Genomic DNA, 20,015 nt, shown 5'->3' with positions numbered 1-20,015 from the left:
TTAGTGTACTACCTCCGCTTTTGGCATTTGTTCTGCTGTAAATGTCATTGATTCAATAACACGTAGCATTGCTTCTGCTGTATCTAATGATGTTAAACATGGGACACCGTTTTCGACAGATTCACGACGGATTCGGAAACCATCACGAGCTGGTTGCTTGCCTTTTGTAAGTGTATTCACTACAAGTTGTGCTTCACCATTTTGAATTAAATCGATTAATGTTTGACCTTTTGCACCGATTTTTCCAACGATATCTGTGCGAACACCTGCTGCTTCAAATGCTTTAGCAGTACCTTCTGTAGCCACAATACGATAGCCTACTGTTGAGAAACGTTTTGCAAGGGCAATCGCTTCCTCTTTATCTTTATCAGATACAGTAAATAATACTGTACCTTCTGTGCGAATTTCCATTCCTGCTGCAACTAAGCCTTTGTAAAGGGCTTTTTCTAATGTTGCATCTTTCCCCATTACTTCACCTGTTGATTTCATTTCAGGTCCTAATGTAATGTCGACACGACGTAATTTAGCAAAGGAGAATACTGGTACTTTTACAAATACGCCTTTTTGCTCAGTTGCTAAGCCTGTTGGATAACCTTGTTCAATTATTGACTTACCTAGGATTGCTTTTGTCGCAATATTAGCCATAGGGATATTAGTAATTTTACTTAAGAATGGTACTGTACGAGAAGAACGTGGGTTCACCTCGATAACAAATACTTCTCCTTGTGAAATAACATACTGAATGTTCATTAAGCCGATGATGCCAAGACCTTTTGCAAGTCGAGTTGTATAGTCCACTAATGTATCCTTTTGTGCCTGTGTTAATTTTTGTGGTGGATATACAGAGATAGAGTCACCAGAGTGAACGCCTGCACGCTCAATATGTTCCATAATACCTGGGATTAATACATTTTCACCGTCACAAATTGCATCTACTTCAATTTCTTGACCTGTTAAATAACGGTCAACTAATACTGGATGGTCTGGAGATGCTTCAACAGCATTTTCCATATAGTGTTGTAGCTCCTCTTCATTGTAGACGATTTCCATCGCACGTCCACCTAATACATATGAAGGGCGAACTAACACTGGGAATCCAAGGCGCTCACCGATAGCAAGGGCTTCCTCAGTTGAGATAGCTGTTTCACCTTGTGGCTGTGGAATATCTATTTCATGTAATGCCTGCTCGAATTTATCTCTATTTTCTGCTCGGTCAATATCTTCAAGTGTTGTACCTAAGATTTTCACACCATTTGCCGCTAGTTTATCCGCAAGATTAATGGCTGTTTGTCCACCGAATTGTACAACCACACCAATTGGCTGCTCTAGGTCAATAATGTGCATCACATCTTCGATTGTTAATGGCTCGAAGTATAATTTATCTGAAATCGAGAAGTCCGTGGATACAGTCTCTGGATTAGAGTTAATAATAATTGCCTCATAGCCTGCTTCCTGAATTGCCCATACTGAGTGTACTGTCGCGTAGTCAAATTCTACCCCTTGACCAATACGGATTGGACCAGAGCCAAGTACCACAACTGACGGCTTGTCGGATTTAATAGATTCGTTTTCTTCCTCATATGTGCCATAGAAGTAAGGTGTTTCAGATTCAAACTCCGCTGCACATGTATCAACCATTTTATAAACTGGGATAATGCCATGTTCTTTACGATATGCATATACTTCCTCAGGTGTAGTTTCCCAAAGCTCTGCAATTTTCTTATCTGCAAAGCCTAGACGTTTTGCTGTACGTAATACGTCTTTATCGTTTTTATTGTCAGCAAGTGTTTGCTCCATATCCACAATGTTTTTGAACTTATTTAAGAAGAATAAGTCAATAGCAGACCACTCATGAATTTGCTCAATTGTTACGCCACGACGTAATGCTTCACCGATGAAGAATAGACGCTCGTCTCCCGCTTTGCGGATACGTTTTTCAATCCAAGAATCGGAGTTTTCCTCGGCATGCTTTAGCTCTAAGTGTACTTGACCTGTTTCAAGTGAACGAACCGCTTTAAGCATCGCTTCCTCAAATGTTCGCCCTAGTGCCATAACTTCACCAGTTGCTTTCATTTGTGTACCAAGATTACGTTTTGCTGATTCGAATTTATCGAATGGCCAGCGTGGGATTTTTGCCACAATATAATCGAGTGCTGGCTCGAAGCAAGCATACGTAGAACCTGTGACAGGGTTTTTAATTTCATCTAATGTTAAGCCAACTGCAATTTTCGCTGCTAGCTTGGCAATTGGGTAGCCTGTTGCTTTTGATGCTAACGCAGATGAACGTGATACACGAGGGTTAACCTCGATTACGTAGTAATTAAAGCTATATGGATCAAGAGCTAATTGAACGTTACAGCCACCTTCAATTTTTAGTGCACGGATAATATCTAGAGAAATATTACGTAGCATTTGATTTTCACGATCTGACAGCGTTTGTGTTGGTGCAACTACGATAGAATCTCCTGTATGAATACCTACTGGGTCAACATTTTCCATATTACATACTACAATGGCATTGTCAGCCGCATCACGCATTACTTCATATTCAATCTCTTTATAGCCAGCGATTGATTTTTCTAGTAAGCATTGTGTAACTGGAGAATATTTAAGACCAGATGTCACAGTTTCCTCTAAATCTTGATCATTGTAGCAAATACCGCCGCCTGTACCACCTAGTGTAAACGCAGGGCGAACGATTACTGGATAACCGATCTTTGCAACAAAGTTTTTCGCTTCATCTAAGTTATGGATAATATCTGATTCAGGCACTGGAGCACCTAGCTCATACATTAAATTACGGAATAAATCACGGTCTTCTGCTTTATGGATGGCTTCTAATTTTGTCCCAAGAATCTCAATACTAAGCTCATCTAAAATTCCTGATTTGTCTAATTCAATTGCCATATTTAAGCCAGTTTGTCCACCAAGAGTTGGTAGGATGGCATCTGGACGTTCTTTGCGCAAAATACGTGATACAAATTCAAGTGTGATTGGCTCAATATAAACTTTGTCAGCAATTTCTGTATCTGTCATAATTGTTGCAGGGTTTGAGTTAATTAAAATAACGCGATAGCCTTCCTCTTTTAAAGATAGACAAGCTTGTGTTCCTGCATAGTCAAATTCTGCTGCTTGTCCGATCACGATTGGACCTGATCCGATTACTAAAATAGTTTCAATATCTGTACGTTTAGGCATGTTGTTTCCCCTTCCCTGCTTCTACTTCCATCATTTCGATAAACTCATCAAATAAGTGGTTTGAATCTTCTGGACCTGGTGATGCTTCTGGATGATACTGCACTGTGAAAATTGGATACTTCTTGTGACGTACACCTTCACAAGTACTATCATTTAATGCCATATGTGTTAATTCTAAATCTGTTTCTTTTAATGATTCAATGTCAATTGCGTAACCGTGGTTTTGTGATGTTAAATCTGTACGGCCTGTGCGTAAATCCTTTACTGGATGGTTTCCTCCACGGTGTCCAAATGGTAATTTAAAGCTTCGAGCACCACAAGCAAGTGAGAAGATTTGGTGACCTAAGCAAATACCGAACATTGGTACTTTACCAATTAAATTGCGAACTGTTTCGATACCTTCCTGCACATCTTCCGGGTTACCTGGACCGTTTGATAGCATAATTCCATCTGGATGCCATGCTAAAATTTCCTCTGCTGATGTGTTATAAGGTACAACTAACACATCACAATCACGTTTGTTTAATTCACGAAGAATACCATGCTTCATACCAAAGTCAATTAACACAACACGTTTGCCACGTCCTGGTGACGGATAAGCAGCCTTTGGTGAAACTTCACGAACATGGTGTGTAATCGCAGGTGTCGCTTGTAATTTTGCTACGACCTCATCCACATTCACTTCCTCATCAGCAGCAGTTAAAATTGCTTTTACCGATCCTTTACTACGAATGATGCGTGTTAATTTTCGTGTATCAATACCCTCTATGCCTGGGATATCCTTTGATGTTAAATAGTCATCTACCGTTAAATCACAGCGGAAGTTTGAAGGGGTTTTGGCTAATTCACGAACAACAAACCCACGAATAGCAGGTGTAATCGATTCAAAATCATCACGGTTGATGCCGTAATTACCAATTAAAGGATATGTTAATGTTACAATTTGTCCGTAGAAAGAAGGATCTGAAATAGTTTCCTGATAACCTGTCATACCTGTTGTGAAAACTACCTCACCTTGTGAAGCTCGCTCACTACCGAATGCCGTACCTGTAAATACTGTGCCATCTTCTAAAATAAGTAAACGTTTTTTCATTACTCTGCCTCCTGATATACGATATTGCCTTCAAAAATTGTTAGGACTGGCCATCCCTTTGCAGCCCAGCCATTGAATGGTGTGTTTCGTCCTTTTGATACAAAACCTTCTGCATCAATTGTTTGCTCTTTATTTAAATCAATTAAAATCATATCTGCCGAAGAACCAACTTCTAATGTGCCATATGGCAAATCAAAAATTTGAGCTGCCTTTACAGTCATCCAGTCAATCAACTGTTTTAACGTCCATATCCCTGTTTCTACAAACTGTGTATATAGCAGAGGAAATGCTGTTTCAAAGCCTACAATACCAAACGGTGCCCCTACCATGCCGCAGCATTTTTCTTCCACTGTATGTGGAGCATGATCTGTTGCGATACAATCGATTGTGCCATCAAGCAATGCTGCATGAAGTGAATCTTTATCATCCGCACCTCGTAATGGCGGATTCATTTTCCAGTTTGCGTCATCTGATGGAATATCCATTTCTTCAAGTAATAAATGATGTGGACAAACTTCAGCAGTTACACGAATACCTGCTGCTTTAGCATCTCGTACTGCACGAACAGATTCTTTTGTTGATACGTGGCAAACGTGGTAGCGTGCACCAGCAGCTTCTGCAAGTAAAACATCTCGGGCAATTTGTACAGATTCACAAATGGACGGAATCCCTGGAAGACCAAGCTCTTTATTTCGTTTACCCTCATGCATAACGCCATCATAAATTAATGAATTATCCTCACAGTGTGCCACCACAACCATATCGTGCTGAGCGGCATCCTTCATCTGCTCATACATCGTTGAAGCAAGCTGAATACCTACACCATCATCAGAGAAAGCAACTGCTCCCTGTGCTTTTAATTCCTCAATATTTGTACGAACCTCACCGGAGATATCCTTTGTGAGTGAGCCATATGGAAGTACTCGAATAACAGCACTTTCCTTTATCAACCCATTAATTAGTTTCATGTTTTCTACTGAATCTGGTACTGGTTTTGTATTAGGCATCGCACAAATTGTTGTAAAGCCGCCCTTTGCTGCTGATGCTGAACCTGTTGCAATTGTTTCCTTATGCTCAAAACCTGGCTCGCGTAAATGCGTGTGGACATCGACAAAGCCCGGTGCAACAACAAAACCATTTCCTTCAATTATTTCAGCATCTTCAACAGTTACGTCTTGTCCGATTGCTGTAATTTTCCCTTCAGCCATGGCGATATTAACAGTATGCAATTCACCTTGCTCATTTAACATTTGTACATTTTGAAGTATCTTTGTCATGTTATTCTCTCCCCTTTAAAATTGTTTCCACAATAGCCATTCTTGTATAGACACCATTTCGGACTTGCTCGAAAATTCGAGAACGTTCACACTCTACTAGATCAGAAGCAATTTCTACATCGCGGTTAACGGGTGCTGGATGCATGATAATCGCCGTTTCCTTCATTTGTTTCTCACGTTCAATTGTTAAACCATATTCTTGATGATAGCTTTCCTTTGAGAAGCTTTTATTTACTTTATGACGCTCATGCTGTACACGAAGTAACATAATGACATCACTTATTTCGATTAAATCATCCCATGAATGATGGGCCTTGAAATCACCTGCCCACTCTTCTGGACAAAGGAAATGTACATTTGCCCCTAGGCGTTGTAACGCTGTTGCATTTGATTTTGCTACACGACTATGAGATATATCTCCAGCGATTGTTACATTCAACCCTTCAAATGAACCAAATTCTTTTTTTATAGTGTAAAGGTCAAGTAAAGATTGGGATGGATGCTGCCCTGCTCCATCTCCAGCGTTAATGATGGCTACATTAATACCTTCCAGAAGCTCATTGTAGTATTCATCTTCAGTTGCGCGAATAACTACAGCATCCAATCCAATCATTTCTAATGTTTTTACTGTATCGTACATTGTTTCCCCTTTTGTAACACTTGAAAAACCAGCATCAAATGGGATAACTGTACAGCCAATTTTGCGCTCAGCCATTTCAAAGCTTGTTTTTGTCCGGGTACTTGGTTCAAAAAATAAGTTTGCAATGTTGTATGTGCGAGATAACGATGATGCTTCACCATTTTCAAAAGCTTGCGCACGATCTAGGATGTGGTTAATTTCTTCAGTTGTTAAATGTTCCATCGATAATAAGTTCTTCATCATGTGACCTCCATTAGGTTGTGTGTCATGAACGTCTATGTAGACTTGACGTTCATTTGAAAAAAAGCCCCGCTGATGTCATCAACGAGGCATAAGGAGGCGTGACAAACTACAGCAGGCATCGATTCCTGCTTTGGCATGTTCACAACTTCCCTTTTTTTGCCTCTCTGGACAATTCATTAAAAGGTACTACTATGAATTTGTTTCTTGATTGTATGGTATTGGTTTTTCTGCTTCTTTTTTACCGGGGAGAATTGCGTTTAATACAACACCGATAATAGCTGCCAATGCCATACCCTCTATACTTAATGATTCTGAAATCACGAACTTCGCGCCACCAATACCGATGACTAGAATAACAGAGGCAATCACTAAATTTCGACTATTGCCAAAGTCAATATGATTATCAACTAGCATACGTAATCCACTTGCAGCAATAATACCGAAGAGCAGGATAGAAACGCCTCCAAGTACTGCTGTTGGGATCGTCGCAATTACTGCCATTGCTTGCCCGAAAAATGAAAGTAAAATGGCAACAACTGCTGCACCTGCAATGACATACACACTGTATACACGAGTGATAGCAAGAACACCAATATTTTCACCGTAAGTTGTTTTTGGTGGACCACCAATTAATGCACTTATGAATGTACCAAGTCCATCGCCTAACAGTGAACGATGTAGTCCTGGTTCTTTAATGTAATCTCGATTAACAACTTTACCTAAAACCAACTGATGACCAATATGTTCTGAAATGGTCACGATAACGATTGGTACCATTGTTAGAAGTAGCTTTGTTGTAATTTCAAAGTCATAATGAACACCTAGTATTAAGAAATCTGGACTTGCAAAGAAATTTGCTTTTGCAATTGGTGAGTAATCAACAATACCTATAATCATTGAATAAATATAGCCTACAATTAAGCCAATTAAGATTGGCATTGTACTTAAAATACCTTTAAAGAAAATCGTGAAAATAATGGCTGTAAATAATGTTACTAACGCTGCTGAGAAGTGTAAAAAGCTATATTTACCATCTACATTCATCGCCATATTTACCGCTGTTCCTGATAAACCAAGACCAATTACCATAATGACTGGTCCTACTACAATCGGAGGTAAAATTTTCATGATCCATTTATAGCCGCTTTTCCAGATGATTAGGGATACGATTCCATATGTAATCCCAACTGCCATTGCACCAATCATTGCATGACCTGGATTTACACTTGAACCATCTTTATTTAAACCACCTGCTGCTAGTAAAATCGGCGCGATAAAGGCAAAGGATGACCCTAAATAAGCTGGCACCTGGAATTTCGTTATTAATAAGAAGAACAGTGTGGCAATTCCACTTGTTAAAAGGGCAATTGCTGGGCTAAGTCCAACCAACTGAGGCACTAGAATAGTTGAACCGAACATAGCAAACATATGTTGGAAACTTAATGTCACTAGTTGAAGCGCTGTTGGTTTGTCCTTAATATCTAATACTGCATTTGACATGATGTTTCCTCACTTTGTAGTTAGTCTTCTTTATAAAGAATGACGTAATCTTCTCCGTCTACTTCCTGTAAATTTACGATAATGCGCTCTGATCCAGATGTCGGTACGTTTTTACCAACATAATCGGCTCTAATTGGTAGCTCTCTATGACCTCTATCAACAAGTACAGCAAGTTGAATCTGTGCAGGTCGCCCTAAGTCCATGATTGCATCTAGTGCCGCGCGTACTGTACGTCCTGTATATAAAACATCATCCACAAGAATAATCTTTTGATTGACAACAAGATAATCAATATCAACTTGTTCAACATGTGCCTGTTCGTTAGCGTGCTTTGTTGATAAATCATCTCGATATAAGGTGATATCTAGCTCCCCTGTACGAATCGGTTTACCTTCAATTTTTTCAATTCTCTCTGCAAGTCGTTTTGCAAGAAAAGCACCTCGCGTTTTAATGCCAACTAGTATACATTCATCAATGCCTTTATTGCGTTCAATAATTTCATGGGCAATGCGTGTTACTGCTCTTGCCATAGATGGGCCATCTAATAGCTCATTTTGTGCCATGTAAGTCTCCTCCTCTCTGCTAACTTTAATTTGGTCATGTGTCCATAAAAAAACCTCTCGAGGCGAATAGCCTGAGAGGGTTGAATACGTGTTTAATAGGCATGTTGAATAATTTGCAGCACAAATTATTTGCAACACGATCACATATACCTTCTCAGCCTCTCTGGACTGCCATTAAAGGTGAATATTTTGTTTAGTAGTTCATTCACTTTTGTTAGTATAGACTTTCTTTTATTAAACGTCAATGCCTATTTCTTAAATCATTTAATAATTGATTATAATCAGCAGGAAGTGGTGCTTCAAACTCTAAATATTCACCTGTTGTAGGATGATTGAAGCCTAAAATACCTGCATGTAAAACTTGTCCTCCAAAATCTATTGTCTTTTTTGGACCATATTTTGGGTCACCTACAAGTGGATAGCCGATATAATTCATATGCACACGAATTTGATGAGTTCGTCCTGTTTCTAAACGACATTCAAGTAATGTGTAATCACCAAAACGATCAACGACTTGGAAGTGTGTGACAGCATGCTTGCCTTTATCTACCACCGCTTGCTTTTGACGATCCTTTTGGTCACGTCCAATCGGTGCATCAATTGTCCCTTTATCATGCGCAATATGGCCATGAACAAGCGCAGTATACTTACGTGTTACCGTTTTATTGACTAGTTGATTGACTAATGATTCATGAGCTGTATCATTTTTAGCAACCATTAATAATCCTGATGTATCCTTATCAATGCGGTGGACAATGCCTGGACGCAAAATACCATTAATGCCTGATAAATCCTTACAATGATACATTAAACCATTGACGAGTGTTCCCGTCATATGACCGGGTGCTGGATGTACAACCATTCCCTTAGGCTTATTCACTACAAGGACATCTGCATCTTCATAAACAATGTCAAGATCTAAGTTTTCAGCAATAACATCTAATGGCTCTGCTTCAGGAACATCTATTTCAACCAAATCTCCCACTTTTACCTTATACTTCGCCTTAACAGCATCGCCATTTACTTTGACAATGCCTTCTGCAATCCAATTTCCAATTTGTGTCCGCGACCATTCTGATTGCACACTTGAAAGTGCCTTATCAATACGCTCTCCTTGCTGCTGTTCTTCCATTGTATATGCTACTTGCGTCATTGTTTCACCTGTTTCTTTTCTTTTTTATCTTCTGCAATTAAGCCAATCATTAAAATGACAACTGCAATTGTTAATGCTGCATCTGCAATATTAAAGATTGGGAAATCATAATTAATGACCGGAATTAATACATCTACAAAATCGACCACTTCGCCTCTAAATAATCGGTCGATAAAATTACCGATAGCTCCACCTAATAAAAACATTAGGCCTACTTGAAAGACTGGCTTTCCCTTTGCTTCTTTATGATAAAAATAGATGATCGCACAAATAACGCCTATTGTAACAATGCTAAACAACCACATTTGCCCTTCCAGCATTCCCCATGCTGCACCTCTATTTCGATGAGACAATATCCCAAGCCATGGGTCCCATACTGCAATTCGTTCACCAAACTCCATATTTTTGACAATTAGCCATTTAGTCCATTGATCTAAAAGGATTACAAAGGCGGCCAATCCATAGTACTTGTACACAAACATTCCTCCGTTCGCTCAACATCTAACCTATTCTACCATAACAGCCCATCTCAGAATAACTAATATAGCATGAAATTATGGCGGATTCCCTTGCTTAGCATTTTTTAAAATGCTCTAGTGATGTTTCATTAAAAAGGAGCAAACACTATGCTTTAAAAAGAAAATAGTATGTTAGGAATTATATCCTAGCACACTATTTTCGGAAATATTATTTTACAGTCGATTTTGATGGACTGCCTCAATCAAATAATTCAATTGTGAAACATAGGAGGTAATATTGTGAGCATTATAAAACTTATCCTGTGAAAAAGAATAAAGCTGATTAATGCCCATAATAGATGTTTCAGTGGCGTCCATGATATCAATAAGTTGTTGCTGGAATTGTTTTACCTCTAACAATGTATGATTTGTAGCCTGTTGGATTGTTTGCATATTGGAAAACAACTCTTGTTCAGACTGTTTAATTCTTTCAAAAAAACTTTTAGTTGTCGTAGCCATATCCTGTGTCTCGATGACTACTTTAGATTCCTGTAGCATCGTCGTCGTGATTCCATCGATTCGATTCACTATATCCGAAATTTTCGTACGAATTTGTACCAATGCCACTTTACTTTGCTCCGCTAATTTCCGGACTTCATCAGCAACAACAGCGAAGCCCTTCCCATGCTCACCCGCACGTGCAGCTTCTATGGAGGCATTTAATGCTAAAAGATTCGTCTGATCAGCTATATCACTAATTATTTTTGTAAAAGTTGTAATATGACCAGTCTCCACTTGCACCTCTTTCATGGATTGTTCAAAGCGATTAAACACATCCATAACTTTGTTCATTTGCATCAATAATAAATGTATATTTTCATTACCTTCTGCGACTAGAGAAATATTTTCTTTCCCTTTTCCCTCTACAGTATTTGTAATTTCATAAAAGCTTTCTGTCTCATTTACTATATTGACAGCACTCTCATTTGCCCTAGAAACTGTTTGCTGCTGGGAATGAAGTACTTTTTTGATATTCTCTATCTGTTCAATCATCATACTATCTTCTTTTGCATTATTCTCATTCGCAGTGGTCAACAGTCCAATCAAATCAAACATTCCTTTTAAAACCATATTTTTTTCTTCAGGTGTTAAGCCATTAATTTCTTGTATCAGCACCGCTTTATTTTGTTCATCCCTAGACTGTCTGAAAAATTGTTTTAGCATGTTTTTTCTCCCATCCGTCATTTACCAAATCCTAACAATACTAAAGTTTGATTAATTAATGATTTATTTAACTGTTCACCATAGCTGCAAAATCCAGCTAGACCAGGCAGTTCTCTTAATTGGGCGTTCAACGCAGGAAATAATTGCTGATCTTGAAACTGCAATTTTCGTAATATGCAATTACATGCTAATACACCTTCAAGTGAATTAAAATGAGCCGTAAAATCTGCTAAAGTTGATTGTAATGTTGTGATTGGATCTTTAGGCTCCAATAATTCAACAACAGTATCCTGAAACACTTGACAATAAAAAACGATAGCGCCATTCTGTTCTATTTTAAATGGAGAGGCAATAAGTAACTCCTCATTAAACCGTCGCCCTAAAGGATTTTTCATAAAATAAGTTGATAATTGTTGAACATTTACACCTAAGGCTTTGGCATATGCATTTGCTGCTGGCTCATGATTGATTTCATAGACAATTCGTTTTTCAGGATTTGATTTCGTAATTTTTAATTCAATTCCTGTACTTTTAAATATATTTTCTTTTTGTATATAAAACTGCAGATTAGGTTTAATAAATATAACGATGCCTCCCTTTGAAGTTTGACACCCGTTTAAGCTGACAAGGGTTTCTTCAAATTTTGCATCATCTCCTGCAGTTCCTCCAAAAATAGGGAAGCCATCATAACGAAAAATAGAATTTACGATCGATAACATTTTCTCTTCACCAGCAACTAAACCTGTTGGGAAGACCAAGGCAAGACCCTCTTTAGCAATTTGCGGACTTTCTAGTTGAAAACCCAGCATTTTTGCACTGTGTTCTAATTGATCCCGTGCAAATATTGGATATTTCTCAATATTCTCCACTAATACTGACTTTACTTGTCCAAAATCCTTGCCATAGCTTTGAGCACTTAGACTATATTCGGAAAAACCCTCTGGTCCAATTTCGCCAGTTGTTGTTATTCCCACTACTTCACTATTTGGATATTTATTATGAAAATAAGAAGTTAATTGATCGAAAGGATGAACTGTACTCGCAAAAAACAACACGAGTGATGGCTCTTTATGTAATTGTGAACTGACTTCTTGAAATGCCTGGACGGTTTCTCTAGTTGTCGATAGGGAAGCTTGTATAACTGACATATAAATCGACGTCTCCTTCTAACATTAATTGTAAGTATTATAGCATGTGTTGTACGATCTATAAGTAAAAAAATAGACTTATTATGATAATTTAGGGTTCATTTCCAAACAATTGAGTAACTTTCTTTAGGATGTTTGATATGTCACTGCATTAACAAAATCAACCTTTTAGGCCAACACGATATTGGTCACTCAGTCGTTTACACAGGATGTGAAGATCTTAGTCTGAGTTCCTCTATTTCAGCGGGCATTTGAACTCACACTGAAAAGGAAAAAACCACATTCACCTCACCACCAATAAAGATGGAAGTATTTTGAAAATCAAGATAAACAAAAAAGCTATACCCATCACTTTATAAAGCAAATGGATATAGCTTATATCAATTATGCCTCGGCATAATTGTGTCCGGAATCGGCTTTGTGCTTAGGCCTGCGTGATGCAGGTCAGTTAGCCGTTATCGCATGGATGCGATGATTTTAGGCTAACATCCTTTAAGAACTCCTTACCGATTCCGTGACATCCGCCGAGGACTTTAGGCCAACAGATGTTTTTTGTGCGAAAGCGTAGTGCTAACGCAGCGACAGCAACATGATGTAGGTCACTCAGTCGTGTGTTGTTGCTGTCGCTTCGCTTTCGCACAGATAAAACCATGTTGCTGTCGCTTCGCTTTCGCACAGATAAAACCATGTTGCTGTCGCTTCGCTTTCGCACAGATAAATTGCCACAGGACGTGGCGTTCTTAGACTGAGTTCCTCTATTTCAGCTGGTGATTGGACACCCGCTGAAAAGTAGCTTAAATTCGCATTCTCACCACCTTTGGAGGTAGGAGACTTCTGTATCTGCTGCTGTCGCTACGCTTACGCGCATAAAACATGCCGCTATGCTTTCAATACAAAAAACATTTGCTGAAAGAAGTTAAATTAGACAGTTTCAGATTCTTTTGAATGCACACGCTTCATAAAATCATTTACATCCGCAGGTACCTTTCGATCTAGTAAAGACACAATGATTACTGAAAGGAAGCCAGCTGGTACTGTTACAATTCCAGGTATTTTAAATTGTAGGAAACTTGGTAATGTCCCCGGTAAAAAAATCATCCACATGGAAACACCCAGTCCAATTAGTAAACCTGCAATAGCACCTTTTTCTGTCATCCCTCTCCACCAAATACCTAAAATAAATATTGGTGTAAATGTACTCGCTGCAACGGTAAAGGCAAGAGCTACTAAATGACCAATGGATGCATCCTTTACAAGCAAGCCTAAGGCGCCATATATAATCCCTAACAAAACAATGGAAACCTTCGCTGCGATTACTCGTTGTTTTTGTGTAATATCTTTTTTCATAACAGTTGCATATAAATCATGTGCCAATGCACCTGAACTTGTAATGAAAAGTCCCGATAAGTTAGAGAATATGGCTGCAAATGCCCCCGCTATAACAAGTCCAAGAAGCCATTTTCCGCCTAATGCAAGTGCTGTTGTAGGAATAACCATATTGTTTCCACCAAGCACTAAATCACGCATTACCTCTCCACTTGCAGTACCAGAGATAAAAATAGCTCGACCTACAACACCTAAAAATACAGCTAATAAGAAAAACGTACTGGCAATTCCAATCGCCATTAAGGCTGATTTACGTGCTGCCTTTGCACTTGGATTTGTATAAAATCTAAGTAAAATATGCGGCAAACCAATTGTTCCTAATGCTAAACCTATTGTCATACTAATGGTTTGCCAAAATGTTGGGAAATAGAAGCCTGTCCCAGTCCAAGCCGCCCCATCAAAATTAATATCTTTTCCATCTAGGGCATATGGTGAAGTTCCCGTTATTGGGCCGCTAAATGAATTAATCGCGGCTAAAATCTTATCGTAGTGTAACCCACTATACATTGCAGCAATCAGCATAACTACAAATGCACCAAGACGAATCCAAAGCTCTAGCGCCTGATTGATGGTTGTTCCTTTCATGCCGCCTATACCAACATAGAAAATCATTACTACACATGTAAAGATAATGCCAAATTCATATGAAGTACCAAAGAACATGCTTAAAATTTGTGCGGCACCTAGTAACTGTGGAGCGGCATAGAAACCAGAAATCGCTAAAACAACCGCTACTGCAACTAATCGAGCTCGCTTACTATGAAAACGATAGGCTAAAAAATCGGCAACAGTAAATGCACCAAATCGTCTTAATGGACCAGCCACAAAAATTGCTAATAGTGTTAAACCTATAGAGAAACAAAATGCATAGTATGCACCATCATACCCCAATTGGAAGGTTAGTCCAGCTATCCCAAGAAATGTTGCCGCACTTAAATAGTCCCCGCCAATTGCTGAACCATTTGTAAACCATCCGAAGCTACGCCCCCCAACGAAGAAATCGGATGCGGTTGTATTTTTTTTCGTTAAATACGTAATATATACAATTGTTCCCATTAAAGCAATGGTCATTATCATTTTCGGTTCCAATAGAGCTTTCATCATTCAGTATTTCCCCCCAAACCTACTTATTAGCTACTTCATATTTCTTTAGGCGTTTTTCGTACAATGTTGTATGGACATAAGCAATAATAAATGCCATTGCCATCATAATGACAGTTGTAACGAACCATGTTACTGTCATCCCACCCCAAATTTTCTTAAATGCAAATTCCGGAGCGAACCAGTTCATAATTGGAATACTAAAAATTAAAATGAAATAAAATACCGTTAAGCCAAAACCTGTAGTAAGCTCATCTTTCATAATTTTGTTAGTAGTTGCATCTAGTGGTGGAAGATCCTTAATATCGATTGTTCCAGCTTCCACGTACTCGTAATCATTACTTCCTACTTCCGCCATATTTCAACTCCCCCTTTTTTCTATACGTAAATAATTATCTGAAATTTCAAATTATTATTCACTACAATTATTCTATTCTATTTTGTTTATAATATAGTTACAAAATATTGCTGTATTAGTACAAAAAAATGCTATTTTAAGTTAAAATACTTTTATCGTAATAATAGAAGGGAGCTGTTACCATTTTAAATATTGTTTGGTACATGAAAAGTTCCGTAGAAAAACAACAGATGAGCAACTGGCTAGAAGAATTTCTACCGAATACCTTTATAAACTGCAATCAGCCAAATACAGAGGATGTTGCAATCTTTGTCTATGATATTAACCACTTATTTGATTGGGTAAAGATTAATCGCTTAAAAAGAAATTATCCTAATAGTTTAATTGTCCCTATTGTTGCAGAACACCTTACCTACTCAACTGGTATAGCGATTGAATTAAATTTATCTGCATTACTTATAAAACCCTTACAGAAATCAAAATTTATCAGAATTGTAAAAAAGCTTTATACATCTTATAAAGAAAAACAAGCAAGCACACTTACAATGCTTGAGTTGTCACAGCAAATTTCGCTAGACCATGCCTCACCTTTCAGAGAAGCCTTTTTAAAACGTCTTATTCGTGGAGAAATTGAAAATGAGCAGGAAATTATTCAATCTTCCTCCTTTTTATCAAAAGAATGTATCCCAAATATTGTTTTTTTAATTCAAGGCTATATCGATATAAATGAAAATCGCTGTATTCCACATGATGCAAATAGCGTTATAACCAATATGTTTCGCCAGGGCTTTGCTGATAAAGCCTCACTTTCCTTTTTAAATTTTGAACGTTATTTACTGCTGCTGATGCGTGTACCGAATGAAATTACTTCGTTTAAGCATTGGAATGAAGGTGCAGCCTCTCTACACGAGGTAATTGAGGTCTTAAAAAAGGATTATTGTATTCATCTATTTATGGGGATAGGAGGTGTCTTCCATGATCCTATGCAAGTGAAGGAATCCTACAGTCAGGCTCGAAAGGCAAGGAGAAAGCCACCTGTTGAGAATATACATGCAAGGTTTTATGAAGACTTAACAGAACAGAAACAGCTTCAAAGGGCCATTCTTTATATAGAGGAGCATTATGATGAGCAAATTACAATCAGTGATGTTGCCAAATATATAAATTTTAGCTCTACGCATTTTAGCAGATTATTTAAAAAGGAGACTGGCCGTAATTTTGTAGACTACGTAGCCTTTACGCGTATCATTAAAACATTGCCATTTTTAAGAAAATACGACTATACTATTGAGAAAATCTCCTCCATCTGTGGCTTTAACACACCAAATTATTTCAGCCTAACATTTAAAAAATATGTAGGCATTTCTCCAACAGACTACCGCAACACAAAAGAAATTTTATTTAAATAAAAAGTGCATTCACGCCCATCACCATGTTTCATCAACCGACATAGCTAGAACTGTCCAACACAATTGGTGTTTTTCTATGTGAGAGACAGGTCACACCCAGTATAAGGGCGAGAATGCAATTCACTAAATAATTGATACATAAGCCTTATTACACGGATTCATCAAAAAACGCAAGCCCCCTAATTTGGAGACTTGCGTTTTCATCACAATTAATACTATTTCTAGGCGTAATATTTTTCTACAACGTCTGCACAGCGCGCACAAACTGTTGGATGTGCTTCATTTGCACCAACTAATTCAGAAATTGACCAGCACCGCTCACATTTTTCTCCTGTTGCCTTCTCAACAACAATTGATGCATGCTCTAGCACTAACGCATCTGCTGGTGCTTTATCAATAGAGGCTACTTCAAAGGCTGAAACAATAGAAAGTTGAGCAAAATCAATGCTAGAATCATTCAATAATGCAGCAACATCCTCTTTAGCATACACTGTTACTTTAGCTTCAAGAGATTTACCAATTGTTTTTGCATTACGAGCTTCTTCTAAAGCTTTTAGAATGTCATCACGAACATCGATAATTTTCACCCATTTTGCACGCAGTTCCTCGAAATTCCCTTGTACATCAACCTCTGGGAAGTCAGTTAATTGTACAGAAACCTCTTCTACTACACCTTGCGCATGTAAGTAAGACCACATCTCATCAGTAGTATGAGGAATAATAGGTGTCATTACTTTTACTAATGTCATTAATGTATCATAAATCACCGTTTGCATTGCACGACGATCTTTGTTGTCAGTACCCTCAATGTAGACAACATCTTTTGCAATATCTAAGTAGAATGAAGATAATTCTACAGCAACAAAGTTATTAACAGCATGGTATACAGCTGCAAAATCATAGCGATCATAGGAAGCACGTACAGTTTTTAAAACATCTTGCAGGCGCATATAAACGTATTGATCCATTTCACGAAGATCTGCATAGTCTACACGATCTTTTGTTGGGTCAAAATCAGCTACATTACCATGTAAGAAACGGAATGTGTTTCGGATTTTACGATAAACTTCAGATACTTGTTTTAACATATCCATTGAAATACGAACATCGCCTGTATAATCAACAGAGGCAACCCATAAACGAAGTATATCAGCTCCGTATTGATCCATAACCTTTTGTGGAATAATGACATTTCCTAATGATTTACTCATTTTTCGTCCTTCTCCATCTAGTACGAAACCGTGTGTTAATAGTCCCTTATATGGAGCATAGCCGTTAATGGCAACAGATGTAATTAAAGATGAGTTGAACCAGCCGCGGTGTTGGTCAGAGCCCTCTAAATATAAATCTGCTGGATATTTCATACCACGTTCTACTAACACGCCTTGATGTGATGACCCTGAATCAAACCAAACATCCATAATGTCGTTCTCTTTTGTAAATTCATCGTTCGGGCTGCCAGCGTGTGTAAAGCCTTCTGGTAATAGTTCTTTAGCTGTTTTTTGGAACCAGATATTTGAGCCATGCTCACGGAACAACGCAGAGACATGGGCAATTGTTTCAGGTGTAATGATTGGCTCTCCATTTTCAGCATAGAAAATTGGAATTGGCACACCCCATGCACGCTGACGTGAAATTACCCAGTCACCGCGGTCACGAATCATATTGTAAAGGCGTGTTTCTCCCCAAGCTGGCGTGAACGCAGTTGCTTTGACAGCCTCTAGCAACTCACCACGGAATGCTTCAACAGACGCAAACCATTGCGGTGTTGCACGATAAATAACTGGTTTTTTTGTACGCCAGTCATGTGGATATGAGTGCGTAAAGAAATTAAGCTTTTCTAGTGCGCCTACTTCTTGTAATTTTTCGGTAATTAATTTATTAGCATCATTATAGAACACACCTTCAAAACCAGGCGCTTCCTCTGTGTAGCAACCACTATTGTCAACAGGGCTTAAAATTGGCAGACCGTATTGCTTACTAATATAATAGTCATCTTCCCCGTGACCAGGTGCTGTATGAACACAGCCAGTACCTGCCTCAGCCGTTACATGCTCTCCAACCATTACAAGAGAATCTCGGTCATAGAATGGATGCTGTGCAACAACTCGGTCCAATGCCTCACCTTTAACTTCTTGAACAACTTTATACGATTCCCAATCAAGCTCTTTAGCGACTGTTTCTAATAAATCTTTTGCAATGATGAATTTTTTATCTGCAACCTCAACAACCACATAAATATATTCAGGGTTTACAGAGATCCCTAAGTTCGCTGGAATTGTCCAAGGTGTTGTTGTCCAAATGATAATTTTAGCATCTGCTGGTACTACACCTTTAGCATCTTTAATAGCAAAGCTTACATAAATAGAAGGTGATTTGATATCCTTATATTCAATTTCTGCTTCTGCAAGTGCAGATTCAGAAGAAGGAGACCAGTAAACTGGCTTTAAGCCTTTATAAATATAGCCTTTTTCCGCCATCTTACCGAACACTTCAATTTGGCGAGCTTCAAATTCTGGTTTTAAAGTAATGTATGGATTTTCCCAATCACCACGAATGCCTAAACGACGGAATTGAACTCGTTGATTGTCGATTTGTTCGTACGCATACTCTTCACAAAGTTTTCGGAAGTCCGCAACAGACATCTCTTTACGTTTTACACCTTTGTTTGTTAAAGCTTGCTCAATTGGTAAACCATGAGTATCCCAACCTGGAATATAGTTTACATGATAACCATTCATAGAACGATGGCGTGTAATCATATCTTTTAGCACTTTATTTAGTGCATGACCGATATGAATATCACCGTTTGCATAGGGAGGACCATCGTGTAGTACGTACTCAGGACGTCCTTCAGTACGCTCCATCTGTAATTTGTTAATGTCCATTTCATTCCATTTTTCTTGCATTTTTGGTTCATTTGCCGGTAAGTTTCCTCGCATCGGGAAATCTGTTTTAGGCATTAATAAAGTATCCTTATAATCAACCATACTTCTATTCCTCCTTTATTTTTACACACAAAGAACAAAACTAATGCTTAAGGCATTCATATACATATGACAGCTCTTGGCGAATTCAATACGTTTAAGCCTTACATTCATCGTTTACGATTTAACGAAAGAAAAGTAGCTGTTCGTTGGAAATTAAGCAAATAAAAAAAGCCTCTCTATCCCCACTAAGGGACGAGAAGCTTATACTCGCGGTACCACCCTACTTGTAGCACAAATTTGTACTACCTCTTTAAGCACGTTAACGTTGTGCATC

13 protein-coding genes, 1 pseudogene and 1 other annotated feature (1 of these 15 cut by a window edge) are annotated in these 20,015 nt (G+C 38.3%); of the genes and pseudogenes, 1 reads left to right on the top strand and 13 read right to left on the bottom strand.

The annotated features are described in order from the left end of the window. The 12 genes and pseudogenes from carB to AC1RNS_RS06405 all read right to left on the bottom strand — a co-directional run bounded on the left by carB (window position 1) and on the right by AC1RNS_RS06405 (window position 15,342). A complete protein-coding gene (gene carB / locus AC1RNS_RS06460; RefSeq protein ID WP_492991509.1) occupies window positions 1-3,198 on the bottom strand; it encodes a carbamoyl-phosphate synthase large subunit in 3,198 nt (1,065 codons plus the stop codon). Continuing rightward, entirely contained in the window at window positions 3,191-4,291 is a 1,101-nt protein-coding gene (locus AC1RNS_RS06455; RefSeq protein ID WP_492991508.1) for a carbamoyl phosphate synthase small subunit, read from the bottom strand. Before AC1RNS_RS06455 ends, carB begins: the two co-directional genes overlap by 8 nt. Further along, window positions 4,291-5,568 (bottom strand): dihydroorotase, encoded by a 1,278-nt coding sequence (gene pyrC, locus AC1RNS_RS06450; RefSeq protein ID WP_492991507.1) that lies wholly within the window; start codon window positions 5,566-5,568, stop codon window positions 4,291-4,293. Before pyrC ends, AC1RNS_RS06455 begins: the two co-directional genes overlap by 1 nt. 1 nt (window position 5,569) lies before the next feature. Beyond that, window positions 5,570-6,448 (bottom strand): aspartate carbamoyltransferase catalytic subunit, encoded by an 879-nt coding sequence (locus tag AC1RNS_RS06445; RefSeq protein ID WP_492991506.1) that lies wholly within the window; start codon window positions 6,446-6,448, stop codon window positions 5,570-5,572. 192 nt (window positions 6,449-6,640) lie between these two features. Next, window positions 6,641-7,951, bottom strand: a complete 1,311-nt coding sequence (locus AC1RNS_RS06440) for a uracil-xanthine permease family protein (protein WP_492991505.1) — start codon at window positions 7,949-7,951, stop codon at window positions 6,641-6,643. 20 nt (window positions 7,952-7,971) lie between these two features. Continuing rightward, the gene (gene pyrR, locus AC1RNS_RS06435) at window positions 7,972-8,514 is read right to left on the bottom strand and encodes a bifunctional pyr operon transcriptional regulator/uracil phosphoribosyltransferase PyrR (protein ID WP_492991504.1); all 543 of its coding nucleotides are present in this window, start codon (window positions 8,512-8,514) and stop codon (window positions 7,972-7,974) included. Between the two features lie 241 nt (window positions 8,515-8,755). Continuing rightward, the gene (locus AC1RNS_RS06430; protein WP_492991503.1) at window positions 8,756-9,667 is read right to left on the bottom strand and encodes an RluA family pseudouridine synthase; all 912 of its coding nucleotides are present in this window, start codon (window positions 9,665-9,667) and stop codon (window positions 8,756-8,758) included. Next, window positions 9,664-10,143, bottom strand: coding sequence for a signal peptidase II (gene lspA, locus AC1RNS_RS06425; protein WP_286926154.1), 480 nt, complete (start codon window positions 10,141-10,143; stop codon window positions 9,664-9,666). The genes AC1RNS_RS06430 and lspA overlap by 4 nt, the downstream gene beginning before the upstream one ends. Before the next feature lie 216 nt (window positions 10,144-10,359). Beyond that, window positions 10,360-10,887: pseudogene (locus AC1RNS_RS06420) on the bottom strand (methyl-accepting chemotaxis protein); the annotation flags it as partial. Window positions 10,888-11,366: 479 nt separating this feature from the next. Then, window positions 11,367-12,497, bottom strand: coding sequence for an FIST signal transduction protein (locus AC1RNS_RS06415; RefSeq protein WP_492991502.1), 1,131 nt, complete (start codon window positions 12,495-12,497; stop codon window positions 11,367-11,369). Between the two features lie 921 nt (window positions 12,498-13,418). Further along, on the bottom strand, window positions 13,419-14,987 hold the full coding sequence (locus AC1RNS_RS06410) for a sodium/solute symporter (protein WP_492991501.1): 1,569 nt from the start codon (window positions 14,985-14,987) through the stop codon (window positions 13,419-13,421). Between the two features lie 19 nt (window positions 14,988-15,006). Continuing rightward, the gene (locus AC1RNS_RS06405) at window positions 15,007-15,342 is read right to left on the bottom strand and encodes a DUF485 domain-containing protein (protein ID WP_427540747.1); all 336 of its coding nucleotides are present in this window, start codon (window positions 15,340-15,342) and stop codon (window positions 15,007-15,009) included. A 230-nt stretch (window positions 15,343-15,572) separates the two neighbouring features. Here AC1RNS_RS06405 and AC1RNS_RS06400 point away from each other — a divergent pair, with 230 nt between their 5' ends. Next, window positions 15,573-16,751, top strand: coding sequence for a helix-turn-helix domain-containing protein (locus AC1RNS_RS06400; RefSeq protein WP_492991500.1), 1,179 nt, complete (start codon window positions 15,573-15,575; stop codon window positions 16,749-16,751). Between the two features lie 221 nt (window positions 16,752-16,972). On the opposite strand, the gene ileS is transcribed toward AC1RNS_RS06400, so the two are convergent. Continuing rightward, complete coding sequence (ileS, locus tag AC1RNS_RS06395; protein WP_492991499.1) at window positions 16,973-19,741, bottom strand: isoleucine--tRNA ligase; 2,769 nt, start codon at window positions 19,739-19,741, stop codon at window positions 16,973-16,975. 185 nt (window positions 19,742-19,926) lie between these two features. Continuing rightward, window positions 19,927-20,015: a binding site (T-box leader), on the bottom strand (it continues 132 nt past the right edge of the window).

It is taken from the genome of Lysinibacillus sp. GW821-FHT14F06 (assembly GCF_058803665.1).
Note: the sequence above shows the minus strand (reverse complement) of the source record. Positions and strands in the feature narration are given on the sequence as shown.